Consider the following 14941-nt stretch of genomic DNA (forward strand, 5'->3'; position numbering starts at 1 on the left):
ATAATTTATGTCAGACCGAAGTCTTAACCATAAATATTCGCGCGATCGCGCAACTCTTTGCCCGGCTTGAAATGCGGAACGTACTTACCGTCCAACTCCACTTTGTCGCCAGTTTTTGGGTTACGACCAACACGCGGAGCACGGTAGTGAAGAGAAAAACTGCCAAACCCACGGATCTCAATGCGTTCGCCATCAGCTAAAGTTGCAGCCATATGTTCAAGCATCTCTTTCACTGCATCCTCAATGGCTTTCGCCGGGACATGAGAGTGCTGGCCAGCAAGTCTTTCAATAAGTTCAGACTTGGTCATATTACCTCCAAGCTTTGCAGCTAAACTACCGTTTCGGGGCGATATAAATACCGCCCCCCGTCATTACTCGCCTTTTGCCGCTTTGAACGCTTCAGCCATAGCATTAGAGAAGTTGCTTTCGTCTGGTTTGTTGTTAACCACGGCGATTGCTTCTTTCTCGTCTGACTCATCCTTAGCACGGACGGACAGGCTTACTACGCGGTTCTTACGATCAACACCGGTGAATTTAGCTTCAACTTCATCACCAACGCTCAGAACCAGAGTTGCGTCTTCAATACGGTCGCGAGAAGCTTCAGAAGCACGCAGGTAACCTTCTACGCCGCCTGCCAATTCAACTGTAGCACCTTTGGCGTCAACTGCTGTGACTTTACCAGTAACAATAGTACCTTTCTTGTTAACAGACAGGTAGTTATTGAATGGATCTTCAGCCAGTTGCTTCACGCCCAGGGAGATACGCTCGCGCTCTGCGTCAACTTGCAGAACAACAGCTGCGATTTCGTCGCCTTTTTTGTATTCACGAACTGCTTCTTCGCCTGCAACGTTCCAGGAGATGTCAGACAGGTGAACCAGGCCGTCGATGCCGCCGTCCAGACCAATGAAGATACCGAAGTCAGTGATTGACTTGATTTTACCTTCAACACGGTCGTTTTTGTTGTGAGTTTCTGCGAATTGCTGCCATGGGTTAGCTTTACATTGCTTCAGACCCAGGGAGATACGACGACGTTCTTCGTCGATATCCAGAACCATAACTTCAACTACATCGCCCACGTTAACAACTTTAGATGGGTGAATGTTTTTGTTAGTCCAGTCCATTTCAGAAACGTGAACCAGACCTTCAACGCCTTCTTCGATTTCTACGAAGCAGCCGTAATCAGTCAGGTTAGTAACGCGACCAGTCAGTTTAGTACCTTCTGGGTAACGTTTAGCGATAGCAACCCATGGATCTTCGCCCAGCTGTTTCAGGCCAAGGGATACACGAGTACGCTCACGGTCAAATTTCAGAACTTTAACAGTGATTTCGTCGCCAACGTTGACGATTTCGCTTGGGTGTTTAACACGTTTCCAAGCCATATCAGTGATGTGCAACAGGCCATCAACGCCGCCCAGATCAACGAATGCACCGTAGTCAGTGAGGTTCTTAACGATACCTTTAACTTCCATGCCTTCCTGCAGGTTTTCCAGCAGTTGATCGCGCTCTGCGCTGTTCTCAGACTCAATTACTGCACGGCGAGAAACAACAACGTTGTTGCGTTTCTGGTCCAGTTTGATGACTTTGAACTCAAGATCTTTGCCTTCGAGATGCAGCGTGTCGCGTACCGGACGAACGTCTACCAGTGAACCTGGCAGGAACGCACGAATACCGTTCAGCTCAACAGTGAAACCGCCCTTAACTTTACCGTTGATAACACCGGTAACAGTTGCAGCTTCTTCGTAAGCTTTTTCCAGCATCAGCCATGCTTCATGACGTTTAGCTTTTTCACGGGACAGCAGAGTTTCACCGAAGCCGTCTTCAACAGCGTCCAGCGCAACATCAACTTCGTCGCCAACCTGGATTTCCAGTTCGCCCTGTGCGTTTTTGAACTGCTCTGCTGGAATAGCGGACTCAGATTTCAGACCGGCGTCAACCAGTACTACGTCTTTGTCGATAGACACAACAACGCCACGAACGATGGAACCCGGACGGGTTTCGATTGTTTTTAAGGATTCTTCAAAGAGTTGAGCAAAAGATTCAGTCATGTTGATAATCTTTAGGTTCTTAAGTTTAACGTCCATCTGGCATCCTGCTGGATGGGGTTGTTTCAAATGCCCCGCTACAGATCCTTGCGGCGAGGTTAAAAAAAACTATAGCTAAAACTGGCGCTGAACCTTTATTCAGCACCAGTTAACAAGCTCGATCACCGGGTTTGTTTTTGCGGCGATCCTAGAATTTCAGTGGCATAAGCCAGCGCACGTTGGATAACTTCGTCGATCGACATGCTGGTTGAATCCAGCAAAAGCGCGTCAGAAGCAGCGACCAAAGGCGCTATAGCACGATTACGGTCACGGTCATCCCGTTCCTTTATCTCGGCTAAAAGACGTTCAAAGTTAACACTAAAGCCTTTTTCCTGCAACTGTAGCATCCTTCTGTTTGCACGTTCTTCCGCACTGGCGTCTAAGAATATCTTTACCGGCGCGTCGGGGAACACCACGGTGCCCATATCTCGGCCATCGGCAATCAGCCCTGGGGCCTCGCGAAATGCGCGCTGACGGCGCAATAACGCTTCGCGAACCCGAGGGAAAGCGGCAGCCTGTGACGCGGTGTTTCCTACCGTTTCGGTGCGGATTTCATTACTGACATCCTCACCTTCTAAAATCACTTTTAATTGCCCATCCTGGGCCACAAAACGCACATCAAGATGTGCGGCAAGCGGCACCAAAGCATCTTCAGAGACAATATCAACCTGATGATGTAAAGCAGCCAGTGCTAAAACGCGATAAATGGCACCAGAGTCCAGCAAACGCCATTCCAGAGCCTCTGCCAGCGCCTTGCACAAGGTGCCTTTACCTGCGCCACTTGGCCCATCAACGGTAATTACCGGGGCTAAAGCCGTCATTTCTGTCTCCTTTGGGTGGGGTAAACCCTCATCATTAACCCGATAAGGCTAATTCAGGAGCGGCATTATACGCTGCCTTTGCGTCAACTGTTACCCCACATCATCCAGTTGGCGAAAAAGCAGACTATGTCTGAAGAAGAATAGTTCATTACTCATAAAAAAACGGGCATCGACTGATGCCCGTTATGGCTGAAACCCAGATACAGCTTGGGAGTTACGCCAGAGTGCTAATGCCAGCTAGTCTGTCGAAATAGTCAGGGAAAGTTTTCGCGGTGCATTTCGGGTCCAGAATGGTCACTGGCGTATCCGACAGCGCCACCAGCGAGAAGCACATCGCCATGCGGTGGTCGTTATAGGTGCCAATCTCGGCGAAAGTCAGTGATTGCGGCGGCTCAACGCGGATGTAATCCTCGCCTTCCTCAACGGTTGCCCCCACTTTGCGCAGCTCAGTAGCCATTGCCGCCAGACGGTCAGTCTCTTTTACGCGCCAGTTGTAGATGTTGCGCAACGTGGTCGGGCCTTGTGCGAATAGCGCGGTGGTGGCAATCGTCATGGCGGCGTCAGGAATATGGTTCATATCCATATCAATCCCGGTCAGAGAGCCACGAGAGCATTCAATATAATCTTCTGCCCAGGTGATTTTCGCCCCCATTCTCTCCAGCACGTCGGCAAAGCGAATATCGCCTTGCATGCTGTTCTTACCAATGCCGGTCACGCGAACGGTGCCGCCTTTGATGGCTGCCGCAGCCAGGAAGTAAGAAGCTGAAGAAGCGTCACCCTCGACTAAATAGGTGCCTGGAGAGACATAGGTCTGCTGGCCTTTGATGCGGAACTCTTGGTAGTTCTGGTTCTGTACCGTCACGCCGAAAGTCTTCATCAGATTCAGAGTGATATCGATGTAAGGCTTGGAAACCAAATCACCTTTGATGCGAATAGTGGTATCTGCCGCCGCCAGAGGCGCGGTCATCAGTAACGCGGTCAAGAACTGGCTGGAAACGCTGCCATCGACCGTAACTTCGCCGCCTTTGAATCCACCGCGCAGACGCACGGGTGGGTAATCTTCTTGTTCGAGGTACTCAATCTCCGCTCCGCCCTGACGCAAAGCATCAACCAGATGGCCAATTGGGCGTTCTTTCATGCGCGGCTCGCCGGTCAGCACCACGTCATGCGCGCCGAGGCACAGCGCTGCGGCCAGAGGACGCATCGCGGTGCCCGCATTACCTAAAAACAGCTCTAAAGCTTCAGAAGGCTGGAAAGCCCCCCCTAAGCCGTCAATATCACAATGCGTGCGATCTGCTGACAGGCGGTGAGTCACGCCCAGTTTGGTGAGCGCGTTGAGCATGTGACGCACATCGTCACTGTCGAGTAAGTTATTTAAGCGGGTTGTACCCTGGGCAAAGGCCGCCAGCAAAAGTGCACGGTTGGAAACACTTTTTGAGCCCGGTAAATTGATAGTGCCGTTAACCAATGCAACGGGTTGTAATGTCAGGGATTCCACGCTTTCTCCATTATTCTTTATTCATAAAATGACCCCGGATTTCAGGCCGGGGTCATTTTCAAGCCATGCTGCGCACGGCGATGATTACAGATGATTAACCGTGGCTTTTCTCGAAATCAGCCATAAAGTCGGTCAATGCTTTAACACCTTCAATCGGCATCGCGTTATAAATCGATGCGCGCATTCCGCCAACAACGCGGTGCCCTTTCAGAGCATGCAGGCCCGCTTTCTGCGACTGCTCTAAGAACAGTTTGTCCAGAGACGCATCCGCCATTTGGAAAGGAACGTTCATCCACGAACGGTTGGCCTGAGCCACGTCGTTACGATAAAAATCAGAACGGTCGATAGTGCCATAGAGTAATTCAGCTTTCGCCCGATTACGCTTCTCCATTTCGCGCAGGCCACCCTGCTCTTTCAGCCATTTGAAGACCATGCCAGACAGATACCAGGCGAAGGTCGGCGGCGTGTTAAACATGGAGTCATTTTCAGCCAGCACGGTGTAATCAAGAATCGAAGGCAATTCTTTGCGAGCACGGCCCAGCAAATCTTCGCGCACGATCACCAGTGTCAGGCCAGCCGGCCCGATGTTTTTCTGCGCGCCGGCATAAATCACGCCAAAACGGTTCACGTCTACCGGACGAGATAAAATAGATGACGAGTAGTCAGCAATGACCAGTTTGTCGCCAAAGTCAGGCACTTCATCAATAGCGACGCCATCAATGGTTTCATTCGGGCAGTAGTGAACATAGGCGGCATCTTTGTTCAACGCCCATTGGCTCATCGGCAAAATGCCGCGCTTGCCGTCGACGGTGGTTGTCACATCAATAACGTTTGGCGTGCAGTATTTCTGTGCTTCGTTGACCGCGCTGTGTGCCCAGTAGCCGCCGTCAATATAGTCAGCAGTGGTTTTATCACCCAGTAAGTTCAGTGGGATCGCAGCGAACTGCGCGCGCGCGCCGCCGTGGCAGAACAGGACTTTATAGTTCGAGGGGATATTCATCAGCTCGCGGATATCACGTTCCGACTCTTCGGCAACCTGAATAAACTCTTTACTACGGTGACTGATTTCCATCACCGACGTGCCCAAACCATGCCAATTACATAATTCTTGTTGCGCACGACGTAACACTTCTGCCGGGATCATTGCCGGACCTGCACTGAAATTATAAACCTGAGTCATTTCCCCTCACCACTCCACTGAGCTAACCATCGATACAATCAATTTAACGGTTTTATCATTCGAAACAAGCAGTCTGCAACGCTTATTGTTCCTGAGAGCAGGATCACATTGCTGTCACCCGAATATCGCCCCATTCACCGCGTTTAAATCGTTAAAAAATGAAAAATAAAGACTATGTTGCTGATGCTTTATCCCGTGCACGCAATAGCTGTATGAATACGTGGAGCTATAGGCCAAAACCCCGTATCATTGCGCGTTTTTAGAACGCTCAAAAGTGAACTCAATGACGCAAACTTTTATTCCTGGTAAAGACGCCGCGCTGGAAGACTCCATTTCCCGCTTCCAACAAAAACTCGCCGACCTCGGTTTCAATATTGAAGAAGCTTCATGGCTGAATCCTGTACCCCACGTTTGGTCGGTACATATTCGCGATCGCGACTGCCCGCTCTGCTTTACCAATGGTAAAGGCGCCAGTAAAAAAGCGGCATTGGCTTCTGCTTTAGGTGAATATTTCGAGCGTCTGTCGACCAACTATTTCTTCGCCGATTTCTATCTGGGTAAAGAGATTGCCAACGGCGATTTCGTACATTATCCCAATGAAAAATGGTTCCCAATCCCGGCGGACAACAGCCTGCCAGCGGGGATTCTGGATGAGCGTCTGCATGATTTCTATGATGCCGATAAAGAGCTTACCGGCAGCGATTTGGTAGATCTGCAGTCCGGCAACCCGGAGCGCGGGATCTGCGCCCTGCCGTTCACTCGCCAATCTGACCTGCAAACCGTCTATATCCCAATGAACATCATCGGCAACTTATACGTTTCCAACGGCATGTCTGCGGGTAACACCGCTAACGAAGCGCGCGTTCAGGGGCTGTCCGAAGTTTTCGAGCGTTACGTTAAAAACCGCATTATTGCTGAGTCAATCAGCCTGCCGGAAATCCCTGCTGACGTGCTGGCGCGCTATCCGGGCGTGGTGGAAGCCATTGCCAAGCTGGAAGAAGAAGGTTTCCCCATTCTTTCTTATGACGCCTCTCTGGGCGGCAACTATCCGGTTATCTGCGTGGTGCTGTTCAACCCATCCAATGGTACCTGTTTCGCCTCTTTCGGCGCGCACCCGGACTTTGGCGTGGCGCTGGAACGTACCGTGACCGAACTGCTGCAAGGCCGCAGCCTGAAGGACCTCGACGTCTTCACTGCGCCAACCTTCGATGATGAAGAAGTGGCGGAACACGCCAACTTGGAAACTCACTTCATCGATTCAAGCGGCCTGATCTCATGGGACATGTTCAAGCAAGATGCGGACTACCCGTTTGCAGACTGGAGCTTCAGCGGCACCACCGAAGAAGAGTTCGCCACCCTGATGGCCATCTTCGACAAAGAAGATGCTGAAGTGTATATCGCTGATTACGAGCACTTAGACGTTTACGCGTGCCGCATCATCGTGCCTGGCATGTCAGACATCTACCCGGCGGAAGACTTGCTGTTAGCCAACAACAGCATGGGCGCCCATCTGCGCGAGCAGCTGTTGGCTCTGCCAGACAGTGATTTCTCACAGGAAACCTATCTGGAAATGATCACCCAGATGGACGACGAAGGTCTGGACGACTTCACCCGCGTTCGCGAGTTGCTGGGCATTGCCAGCGGCAAAGATAACGGCTGGTACACCCTGCGCGTGGGTGAGCTGAAATCCATGCTGGCCTTGGCCGGCGGCGACTTGGATCAGGCACTGACCTGGGCCGAGTGGGCGCACGAGTTTAACTCGTCCGTGTACAGCGATGAGCGCAACAACTATTACCGTTGCTTGCAAACCCTGCTGCAACTCTCATTGGAAGAAGATCGCGACCCGGCCCAGTATTATGGCGCCTTCGTCAAAATGTACGGTCAGGATGCTGTCGATCACGCCTCGGCTGCCATCAGCGGTGAAGAGCGTTTCTATGGGCTGTTTGCCGTAGATGCTGACCTGAAAGCCCTGCCGTCCCATCAAGGACTGCTGGCGGCCTATGAGAAGCTGCAGGCGGCTAAACGCCGTTACTGGCTGAAGAAGTAATTCGCTTCACTCTTTCTTGAGCAAATCCAAACCGGTAGCCCTGTCTGCCGGTTTTTTTAATCCTAAATACCAAAAATCTGGAACCGTTTTTTTGCATTAAAAACCATCGATATGATTATTTGACTACTCATTCAATTTGCTGCTTAATTTTATGCCTTAACTATTTTTAATTTCCCCGCTTATTTTTTATTTCACTTCTGCTAACCATTAAAAAATATCGCAGATAATATGCACAATAAGAAATGATTTCATTGCATTGCCCCTCAAACTTTAACATTTCATTCTCACCCTCAAAAATGCAATTCAACTTTTTTTGTAAGATTTAAAATGTTTTTATTCTTTATTTTTCAAAAAGATAAGGCATCATTTACTCCTTTGGTATAAGCTCCCAGCTCGGATATAACCCCCCCTTATGATCCAAGTCAATTTTTACGTTATACTGCTTTGCTAGTATCTCGTTGTGCAGTAGATAACCCTTACAGAGAGAGTTACTGTGAAAGCTGACAACCCCTTCAATTTATTGTTACCCGCAGCTACAGCGAAAGTCGCCGAAGATGCTGGCGTTTATAAAGCCACTAAACAACCGCTGAAAACATTCTATTTAGCGATAACCGCTGGTGTCTTTATCTCAATTGCATTTGTTTTCTATATCACCTCTACCACAGGCACTGCAGCCGTCCCTTACGGTCTGGCTAAATTAGTCGGCGGTATCTGCTTCTCTCTCGGCCTGATGTTGGTCGTGGTGTGCGGAGCTGACCTTTTCACTTCTACGGTACTGATCGTGATAGCCAAGGCCAGCGGCCGAATCACATGGGGCCAATTGGCATGTAACTGGGTCAATGTCTATATTGGTAACTTGATTGGCGCATTGTTCTTTGTCGCCCTTATCTGGTTCTCTGGTGAATATATGGTTGATAACGGCCTGTGGGGGCTTAATGTCCTACAAACCGCCGACCATAAAATGCATCACACATTCATCGAAGCCGTATGCCTCGGCATTCTAGCTAACCTGATGGTCTGTCTGGCGGTGTGGATGAGTTACTCAGGCCGCAGCCTGATGGACAAAATGTTCGCCATGATCCTCCCTGTCGGCATGTTCGTTGCCAGCGGCTTCGAACACAGCATCGCCAACATGTTTATGATCCCTCTCGGTATCGTGATTAAAAACTTCGCTTCCCCTGAGTTCTGGCAGGCGATTGGTACCACACCTGCACAGTTTGCAGAGTTGAATATCAGTAACTTTATCATCGACAACCTGATCCCAGTCACCATCGGCAACATCATTGGTGGCGGTTTAATGGTCGGATTGACGTACTGGGTAATTTATCTCCGTGATGAGCAAAAACACTAAGTTCTGTGAATTGCTGGTCACAACAAGTTTACAAACCGATTTATAAAGAAAGCCAAATTAGAAGGTAGGTGCATAATGTCCAAGCTCAATGAAAAATTGACCAACGCATGGCAAGGTTTTAGTGCTGGCGAATGGCAGAATGAAGTTAATGTCCGTGACTTCATTCAGAAAAACTACACCCCATATGAAGGTGATGAGTCTTTCTTAGCTGGCGCAACTGAAGCGACTTCTACCCTGTGGGAAAAAGTGATGGAAGGCATCAAACTGGAGAACAGCACCCACGCTCCAGTTGATTTTGATACCGATGTCGCGGCAACTATCACCTCTCACGATGCGGGCTACATCAACAAATCTCTTGAGACCATCGTCGGTCTGCAGACTGATGCTCCTCTGAAACGTGCCCTGATCCCATTCGGCGGCATTAAGATGGTTGAAGGTTCATGTAAAGTTTATGGTCGTGAACTGGATCCAGCGCTGAAAAAAGTCTTCACCGAATACCGCAAAACCCACAACCAAGGCGTTTTCGATGTTTACACTAAAGACATCCTGAACTGCCGTAAATCCGGCGTTCTGACCGGTCTGCCAGATGCCTACGGCCGTGGCCGTATCATCGGTGACTACCGTCGCGTTGCGCTGTACGGTATTGATTACCTGATGGCTGACAAATACGCACAGTTCCAGTCTCTGCAAAATGACCTGGAAAATGGCGTAAATCTGGAAATGACCATCCAACTGCGCGAAGAGATTTCTGAGCAACACCGCGCACTGGGCCAGATTAAAGAAATGGCAGCGAAATATGGCTACGACATTTCAGGTCCTGCAACTAACGCACAAGAAGCTGTTCAGTGGACTTACTTCGGCTACCTGGCCGCGGTTAAATCTCAGAACGGTGCAGCAATGTCCTTCGGCCGCGTATCTACCTTCCTTGACGTGTTCATCGAGCGTGATATCAAAGCTGGCACCCTGACTGAAGAAGCTGCGCAAGAGCTGATTGACCACTTGGTTATGAAACTGCGTATGGTTCGCTTCCTGCGTACTCCTGAATACGATGAACTGTTCTCCGGTGACCCAATCTGGGCAACGGAATCTCTGGCAGGTATGGGCGTTGACGGCCGTACTCTGGTGACTAAAAACAGCTTCCGCTTCCTGAACACCCTGTACACCATGGGTCCTTCACCGGAACCAAACATGACCATCTTGTGGTCAGAAAAACTGCCACTGAACTTCAAAAAATACGCAGCAAAAGTCTCAATCGATACTTCATCCGTACAGTATGAAAACGATGACCTGATGCGTCCTGACTTCAACAACGATGACTACGCAATTGCTTGCTGCGTAAGCCCAATGGTTGTTGGTAAACAAATGCAGTTCTTCGGCGCACGTGCCAACCTGGCGAAAACCATGTTGTACGCCATCAATGGCGGCGTGGATGAAAAAATGAAAATCCAGGTTGGCCCGAAAGAAGCGCCAATGATGGATGAAGTGCTGGACTATGACAAAGTTATGGACCGCATGGACCACTTCATGGACTGGTTGGCTAAACAGTACGTGACTGCCCTGAACATCATTCACTACATGCACGACAAATACAGCTACGAAGCTGCATTGATGGCGCTGCACGACCGTGATGTTTATCGCACAATGGCATGTGGTATCGCAGGCCTGTCCGTGGCTGCTGACTCCTTGTCTGCAATCAAATACGCCAAAGTGACGACAATTCGTGACGAAGACGGTCTGGCGACTGACTTCAAAATCGAAGGTGAATATCCGCAGTTCGGTAACAACGATTCTCGTGTAGATGACATCGCTTGTGACCTGGTAGAACGTTTCATGAAGAAAATTCAGAAACTGCGTACCTACCGCGGCGCTGTGGCAACTCAGTCTGTTCTTACCATCACCTCTAACGTGGTTTACGGTAAGAAAACCGGTAACACGCCAGATGGTCGCCGCGCCGGTGCTCCATTCGGTCCGGGTGCTAACCCAATGCACGGTCGTGACCAGAAAGGTGCCGTTGCCTCTCTGACCTCCGTCGCTAAACTGCCGTTTGCTTACGCGAAAGACGGTATTTCATACACCTTCTCCATCGTGCCAAATGCGCTGGGTAAAGATGATGATGTCCGTAAAGCCAACCTTGCTGGCTTGATGGATGGTTACTTCCACCACGAATCAAACATCGAAGGCGGTCAGCACCTGAACGTCAACGTGATGAACCGTGAAATGCTGTTAGATGCGATGGAAAATCCGGAAAAATATCCGCAATTGACCATCCGTGTATCTGGTTACGCAGTACGTTTCAACTCGCTGACCAAAGAACAACAGCAAGACGTGATCACCCGTACCTTCACCAAAACGCTGTAAGTAATACGGCGGTAAGTTAGCCGCAAAACATAAAGGCTCCACAACCGTGGAGCCTTTTTAACATCAAGCCCTGCTCTTTGATGAAGACTTTATAGAATAAGTCTGCTTTGCCAGAGTCTTAGTGACAGAGGCTTCTGGCAAAGCAAATCCGCGATGCTATAGCAATCAACCTTACTAATTGTCTGTTATTATTAACAAGTAGCAACCAGAGAATCCTCAAGGATATGGGGTTACTTTCAGTTTATCTCTGCCAGGCCAGCATCCGCGCATTTAGACTGCAACTTATTGGTCAATATTGGAGAAAAACCCGCAATGTCAGTTCAAGGTCGCATCCACTCTTATGAATCCTGTGGCACGGTAGATGGCCCAGGCATACGTTTTATTGTGTTCTTCCAGGGTTGCCTGATGCGTTGCATGTATTGCCACAACCGCGATACGTGGGACACCCATGGAGGCAAAGAGATCAATGTTGAAGATTTAATGAGTGAAGTGGTCACCTATCGCCACTTCATGAACGCCTCGGGCGGCGGGGTTACGGCTTCGGGCGGTGAAGCGATCCTGCAAGCTGAATTCGTGCGCGACTGGTTCCGCGCGTGCCAGAAAGAAGGCATCAATACCTGTCTCGACACCAACGGGTTTGTTCGTCGCTATGACCCGGTAATTGATGAGCTGCTCGACGTGACTGACTTAGTCATGCTCGACCTCAAACAGATGAATGACGATATTCACCAGAATCTGGTTGGCGTGTCGAACCACCGCACGCTGGAATTCGCCCGTTATCTGGCAAAACGCAATCAGCGTACCTGGATCCGTTATGTAGTGGTTCCGGGTTGGTCGGATGATGACAAATCGGCGCATCTGCTCGGTGAGTTCACCAAAGACATGACCAACATCGAGAAGATTGAGCTGCTGCCCTACCATGAGCTGGGTAAACACAAATGGACCGCCATGGGCGAGACCTATGGTCTGGACGGCGTAAACCCGCCAACTAAAGAGATCATGGACAGAGTGAAAGGCATTCTTGAAGGCTACGGCCACAAAGTGATGTACTAACCCTTCCGTATCTGCACAAACAAAAAAGCCCGAAGGTTCGGGCTTTTTTATGTCTGTTTACCGTGAGTTGGCTTTAGGCGGTTGCCACCGGAGTCTGATGTTTGTCAGCTTTACGCAGCAGAACTACCAGATAAACCAGAGCCACGGCGGCAATCATCACAAAAAGTAGACGGTCGGAATAGTTTTGCATCAGCATCGCGGTCATGGTTGGCCCGGCAAGGCTGCCGATGGTGTAGCTCATCAACAGCGCCTGATTCATCGCCACCAGCTCTTCCGGATTGACCTTCTCACAGGCCCATGACATCGCCACCGGATAGAGAGTAAAGCCCGCGCAGCCGAGGATAAACAGGGTTGGCGCCATCGCATAGCCACTGAGCATCGCAATACTGCCAAGGATCACCACAAACACCTGCACACGCAGCACAATCAGGCGACCATAACGGTCGGCCAAACGCCCTACCGGCCACTGCCCGATGATCCCCGAACTGACCAGCAACGCCATCCAATATCCCACGTCAGCATCGCTCATGCCCTGATGGTTAAGGAACAGCGGCATTAAGCCGTACAGCGAGCCGAGAATAATGCCTGAAATCACGCAGCCGTTGATACCCAAGCGCGCGCTGCGACGTTTTAGCATCGGCCAAATAGAGGTGCGCGGCAGCTCGCTGTCCTGATTGGTTATCTGGGTGAACAGCAGCGGCAGGATGGAAATGGCGATAAGCGATGTCACCCACGGCAGCACGCTGAACAGCTCGGTCGAGACTATGCCGAGCATCAGCTGTCCGACCACGGTACCGATATAATAGATGATCATGTAGGCCGCCAGCAGTTGACCTCGGTTACGCACTGTCCCGCTGCGCAGCAGAGCACTTTCCACAATGACCCAAATCAGCGCACAGCCCACACCGGCCATAAAGCGCCAGCTGATCCAACTCCAGAAGCTCATTGACAGTGCCAGTCCGGCGGTCGCGGCGGCAAACACCATGCAGGAGAGGTAATAACTGCGGTTGAAGCCGAGCTTTTTAATCACCACCCCGGCGATCAGCGTGCCAACCAGGTTGCCCGAATAATAGGATGAACTCACCAGTCCGACCTGCCAGGTAGGCAGCATTTCATGGCTGAGCCAAAGCGGCACTAGTGTACTGAGTACAGCGATAGAAACCGTCAGCAAAAGTAGCCCACATAATAATAAAATTACCGGGCGAGAGTAGGCGGACATAGGGAAGTTGGCGACCAAGAAGCGAAGAAATTGCGCGCATCATGCCACTGGCGATTTAAAAGTCAATTGGCTGAAAATCGGTATCAGCACAAACTGTGAGTCGATGATTTAAAACGCTAATCAATCCAACGCTAAGAACTCATGAAGGTTGTAATGACAAACTAATATCACCATGATAACAAACGAGTTTGCATTTACCGCAGCCGTTACAGTTATCGTTATTTATCACCGGTTGATTATGTTGATTAAAAAATATTGCCGTCCGCGGACAGGCTATTTCACACATTCTGCACAAGTTATCGAGGCGTCCCAGACACTGCTGAGAAATAACCGGACGCAGCCCGGTATCCATCACCACCGTCGCCTCTAATGCGCCGCGCTGACAGGCGTGAGTGCAAGCACCGCAAAAGTCGCACTCGGCGTACTCAATTTGCAGCGTTGCCTTGCCCTGTTCCACGGCGATGATGCCCATCGGGCAGGCATCGCGGCACTCCCCGCAGCCGTCGCACGCTTGTAAAAAAAGCGGCTCGGCGATGGCCTGTGGCGGGCGAGCGCACTGGCGAACTAACACGCCGGCATCGCGATTGTCTTCAACGGCGCGCTGGCCGGAGGCGAAGAAGCCGCGAAACAGCCCGCGACGGCTAACTTTCCGCGAACTCATCCACGCCCGATAGTAATTGGCATCACGCGAATCGCTCATTAACGGTAAAGCTCCTGCTCAACCACCGCCAATGGGCAGAACTGCTGCCAGCCATCCAGCGTGACTTGCGCCAGACGCGCTACGGCTTGATAAAACGGATGCACCGCGCCATGCTCGAGCAAGGACAAATAGCGCGAAGACCAAGGCAGCAGGTGCTCGGCCAAAAACGCGTCAAGATGCTGGGGATCGTTTTCCGCCAGCCAGCTGGCCATCATCAGCATTAAGCCAATGTGATCTTCGGGTTCGGCCTGAACAAGCTGAGATTCAATGCCGCGCTGGCGCATCCACTCGCGCAGTTTGAGGGTTGAATCGCCAAACAGGACGCTCTCTTTATCCAGATAGACTGAACCCCAAGGCGGAGCCGGTAAGGCATATGGCCCGACAAACAGCCGCTGAAACGCCTCTTCGCAGGACTCTTCCTCACGCAAACTTTGCTGCAATAAAGCCTCGATATCAGCTGCAGCGTTAGCCGTTAAATAGGGCCATTCGCTTTTCCACGCCCCCTCTTGCAGCCATTGAACCAGCGGGAAAACCTGCGGTGAATCGGGCGGGAAGTAAAGCAGTGCGCCCAGCACTTTGCCGGTAACGGCGATGGTTTCAGTAGACATAGTTAACTCATATTTAGCCCGCGCG

Annotated in this window: 12 protein-coding genes; 4 read left to right on the forward strand and 8 right to left on the reverse strand. The window is 50.6% G+C overall.

From position 1 onward, the window contains the following. Window positions 1-23: 23 nt before the first annotated feature. The 5 genes from ihfB to serC form a co-directional block, all read right to left on the reverse strand. A complete protein-coding gene (gene ihfB / locus ACT3RT_RS07290; protein ID WP_034789191.1) occupies window positions 24-308 on the reverse strand; it encodes an integration host factor subunit beta in 285 nt (94 codons plus the stop codon). Between the two features lie 63 nt (window positions 309-371). Continuing rightward, on the reverse strand, window positions 372-2045 hold the full coding sequence (gene rpsA, locus ACT3RT_RS07295; RefSeq protein WP_100935605.1) for a 30S ribosomal protein S1: 1674 nt from the start codon (window positions 2043-2045) through the stop codon (window positions 372-374). Window positions 2046-2203: 158 nt separating this feature from the next. Continuing rightward, the gene (cmk, locus tag ACT3RT_RS07300) at window positions 2204-2902 is read right to left on the reverse strand and encodes a (d)CMP kinase (protein ID WP_485902678.1); all 699 of its coding nucleotides are present in this window, start codon (window positions 2900-2902) and stop codon (window positions 2204-2206) included. Between the two features lie 214 nt (window positions 2903-3116). Then, a complete protein-coding gene (aroA, locus tag ACT3RT_RS07305) occupies window positions 3117-4400 on the reverse strand; it encodes a 3-phosphoshikimate 1-carboxyvinyltransferase (protein WP_485902680.1) in 1284 nt (427 codons plus the stop codon). Between the two features lie 94 nt (window positions 4401-4494). Then, window positions 4495-5580 (reverse strand): 3-phosphoserine/phosphohydroxythreonine transaminase, encoded by a 1086-nt coding sequence (gene serC / locus ACT3RT_RS07310; protein ID WP_353501547.1) that lies wholly within the window; start codon window positions 5578-5580, stop codon window positions 4495-4497. A gap of 283 nt (window positions 5581-5863) precedes the next feature. Between serC and ycaO the strand changes: the two genes are divergently transcribed. The 4 genes from ycaO to pflA all read left to right on the forward strand — a co-directional run bounded on the left by ycaO (window position 5864) and on the right by pflA (window position 12389). Continuing rightward, the gene (ycaO, locus tag ACT3RT_RS07315) at window positions 5864-7627 is read left to right on the forward strand and encodes a 30S ribosomal protein S12 methylthiotransferase accessory factor YcaO (RefSeq protein WP_353501546.1); all 1764 of its coding nucleotides are present in this window, start codon (window positions 5864-5866) and stop codon (window positions 7625-7627) included. Between the two features lie 493 nt (window positions 7628-8120). Beyond that, window positions 8121-8978, forward strand: coding sequence for a formate transporter FocA (gene focA / locus ACT3RT_RS07320; protein ID WP_396132005.1), 858 nt, complete (start codon window positions 8121-8123; stop codon window positions 8976-8978). 75 nt (window positions 8979-9053) lie between these two features. Continuing rightward, window positions 9054-11336, forward strand: a complete 2283-nt coding sequence (pflB, locus tag ACT3RT_RS07325) for a formate C-acetyltransferase (RefSeq protein WP_353501544.1) — start codon at window positions 9054-9056, stop codon at window positions 11334-11336. A 312-nt stretch (window positions 11337-11648) separates the two neighbouring features. Continuing rightward, the gene (gene pflA, locus ACT3RT_RS07330) at window positions 11649-12389 is read left to right on the forward strand and encodes a pyruvate formate lyase 1-activating protein (RefSeq protein WP_034789169.1); all 741 of its coding nucleotides are present in this window, start codon (window positions 11649-11651) and stop codon (window positions 12387-12389) included. A gap of 73 nt (window positions 12390-12462) precedes the next feature. Here pflA and ACT3RT_RS07335 read toward each other — a convergent pair whose 3' ends face one another. The 3 genes from ACT3RT_RS07335 to dmsD all read right to left on the reverse strand — a co-directional run bounded on the left by ACT3RT_RS07335 (window position 12463) and on the right by dmsD (window position 14916). Next, complete coding sequence (locus ACT3RT_RS07335; RefSeq protein ID WP_485902683.1) at window positions 12463-13608, reverse strand: MFS transporter; 1146 nt, start codon at window positions 13606-13608, stop codon at window positions 12463-12465. 139 nt (window positions 13609-13747) lie between these two features. Further along, window positions 13748-14308 carry a ferredoxin-type protein NapF gene (napF, locus tag ACT3RT_RS07340; protein WP_496202746.1) on the reverse strand — a complete coding sequence of 187 codons (561 nt, stop codon included), beginning with the start codon at window positions 14306-14308 and terminating at the stop codon, window positions 13748-13750. Then, the gene (dmsD, locus tag ACT3RT_RS07345; protein WP_496202747.1) at window positions 14308-14916 is read right to left on the reverse strand and encodes a Tat proofreading chaperone DmsD; all 609 of its coding nucleotides are present in this window, start codon (window positions 14914-14916) and stop codon (window positions 14308-14310) included. Before dmsD ends, napF begins: the two co-directional genes overlap by 1 nt. Window positions 14917-14941: the final 25 nt, after the last annotated feature.

The sequence above is a fragment of the Ewingella sp. AOP9-I1-14 genome, assembly GCF_052375995.1.
Lineage (GTDB): Bacteria > Pseudomonadota > Gammaproteobacteria > Enterobacterales > Enterobacteriaceae > Ewingella > Ewingella allii.

Bases quoted from the DNA above. Each gene is read 5' to 3' on its own strand.
- ACT3RT_RS07335 (WP_485902683.1), bottom strand. From the start codon at position 13,608: ATGTCCGCCTACTCTCGCCCGGTAATTTTATTATTATGTGGGCTACTT.
- rpsA (WP_100935605.1), bottom strand. From the start codon at position 2,045: ATGACTGAATCTTTTGCTCAACTCTTTGAAGAATCCTTAAAAACAATC.
- ycaO (WP_353501546.1), top strand. From the start codon at position 5,864: ATGACGCAAACTTTTATTCCTGGTAAAGACGCCGCGCTGGAAGACTCC.
- cmk (WP_485902678.1), bottom strand. From the start codon at position 2,902: ATGACGGCTTTAGCCCCGGTAATTACCGTTGATGGGCCAAGTGGCGCA.
- napF (WP_496202746.1), bottom strand. From the start codon at position 14,308: ATGAGCGATTCGCGTGATGCCAATTACTATCGGGCGTGGATGAGTTCG.
- ihfB (WP_034789191.1), bottom strand. From the start codon at position 308: ATGACCAAGTCTGAACTTATTGAAAGACTTGCTGGCCAGCACTCTCAT.
- pflA (WP_034789169.1), top strand. From the start codon at position 11,649: ATGTCAGTTCAAGGTCGCATCCACTCTTATGAATCCTGTGGCACGGTA.
- pflB (WP_353501544.1), top strand. From the start codon at position 9,054: ATGTCCAAGCTCAATGAAAAATTGACCAACGCATGGCAAGGTTTTAGT.
- serC (WP_353501547.1), bottom strand. From the start codon at position 5,580: ATGACTCAGGTTTATAATTTCAGTGCAGGTCCGGCAATGATCCCGGCA.
- dmsD (WP_496202747.1), bottom strand. From the start codon at position 14,916: ATGTCTACTGAAACCATCGCCGTTACCGGCAAAGTGCTGGGCGCACTG.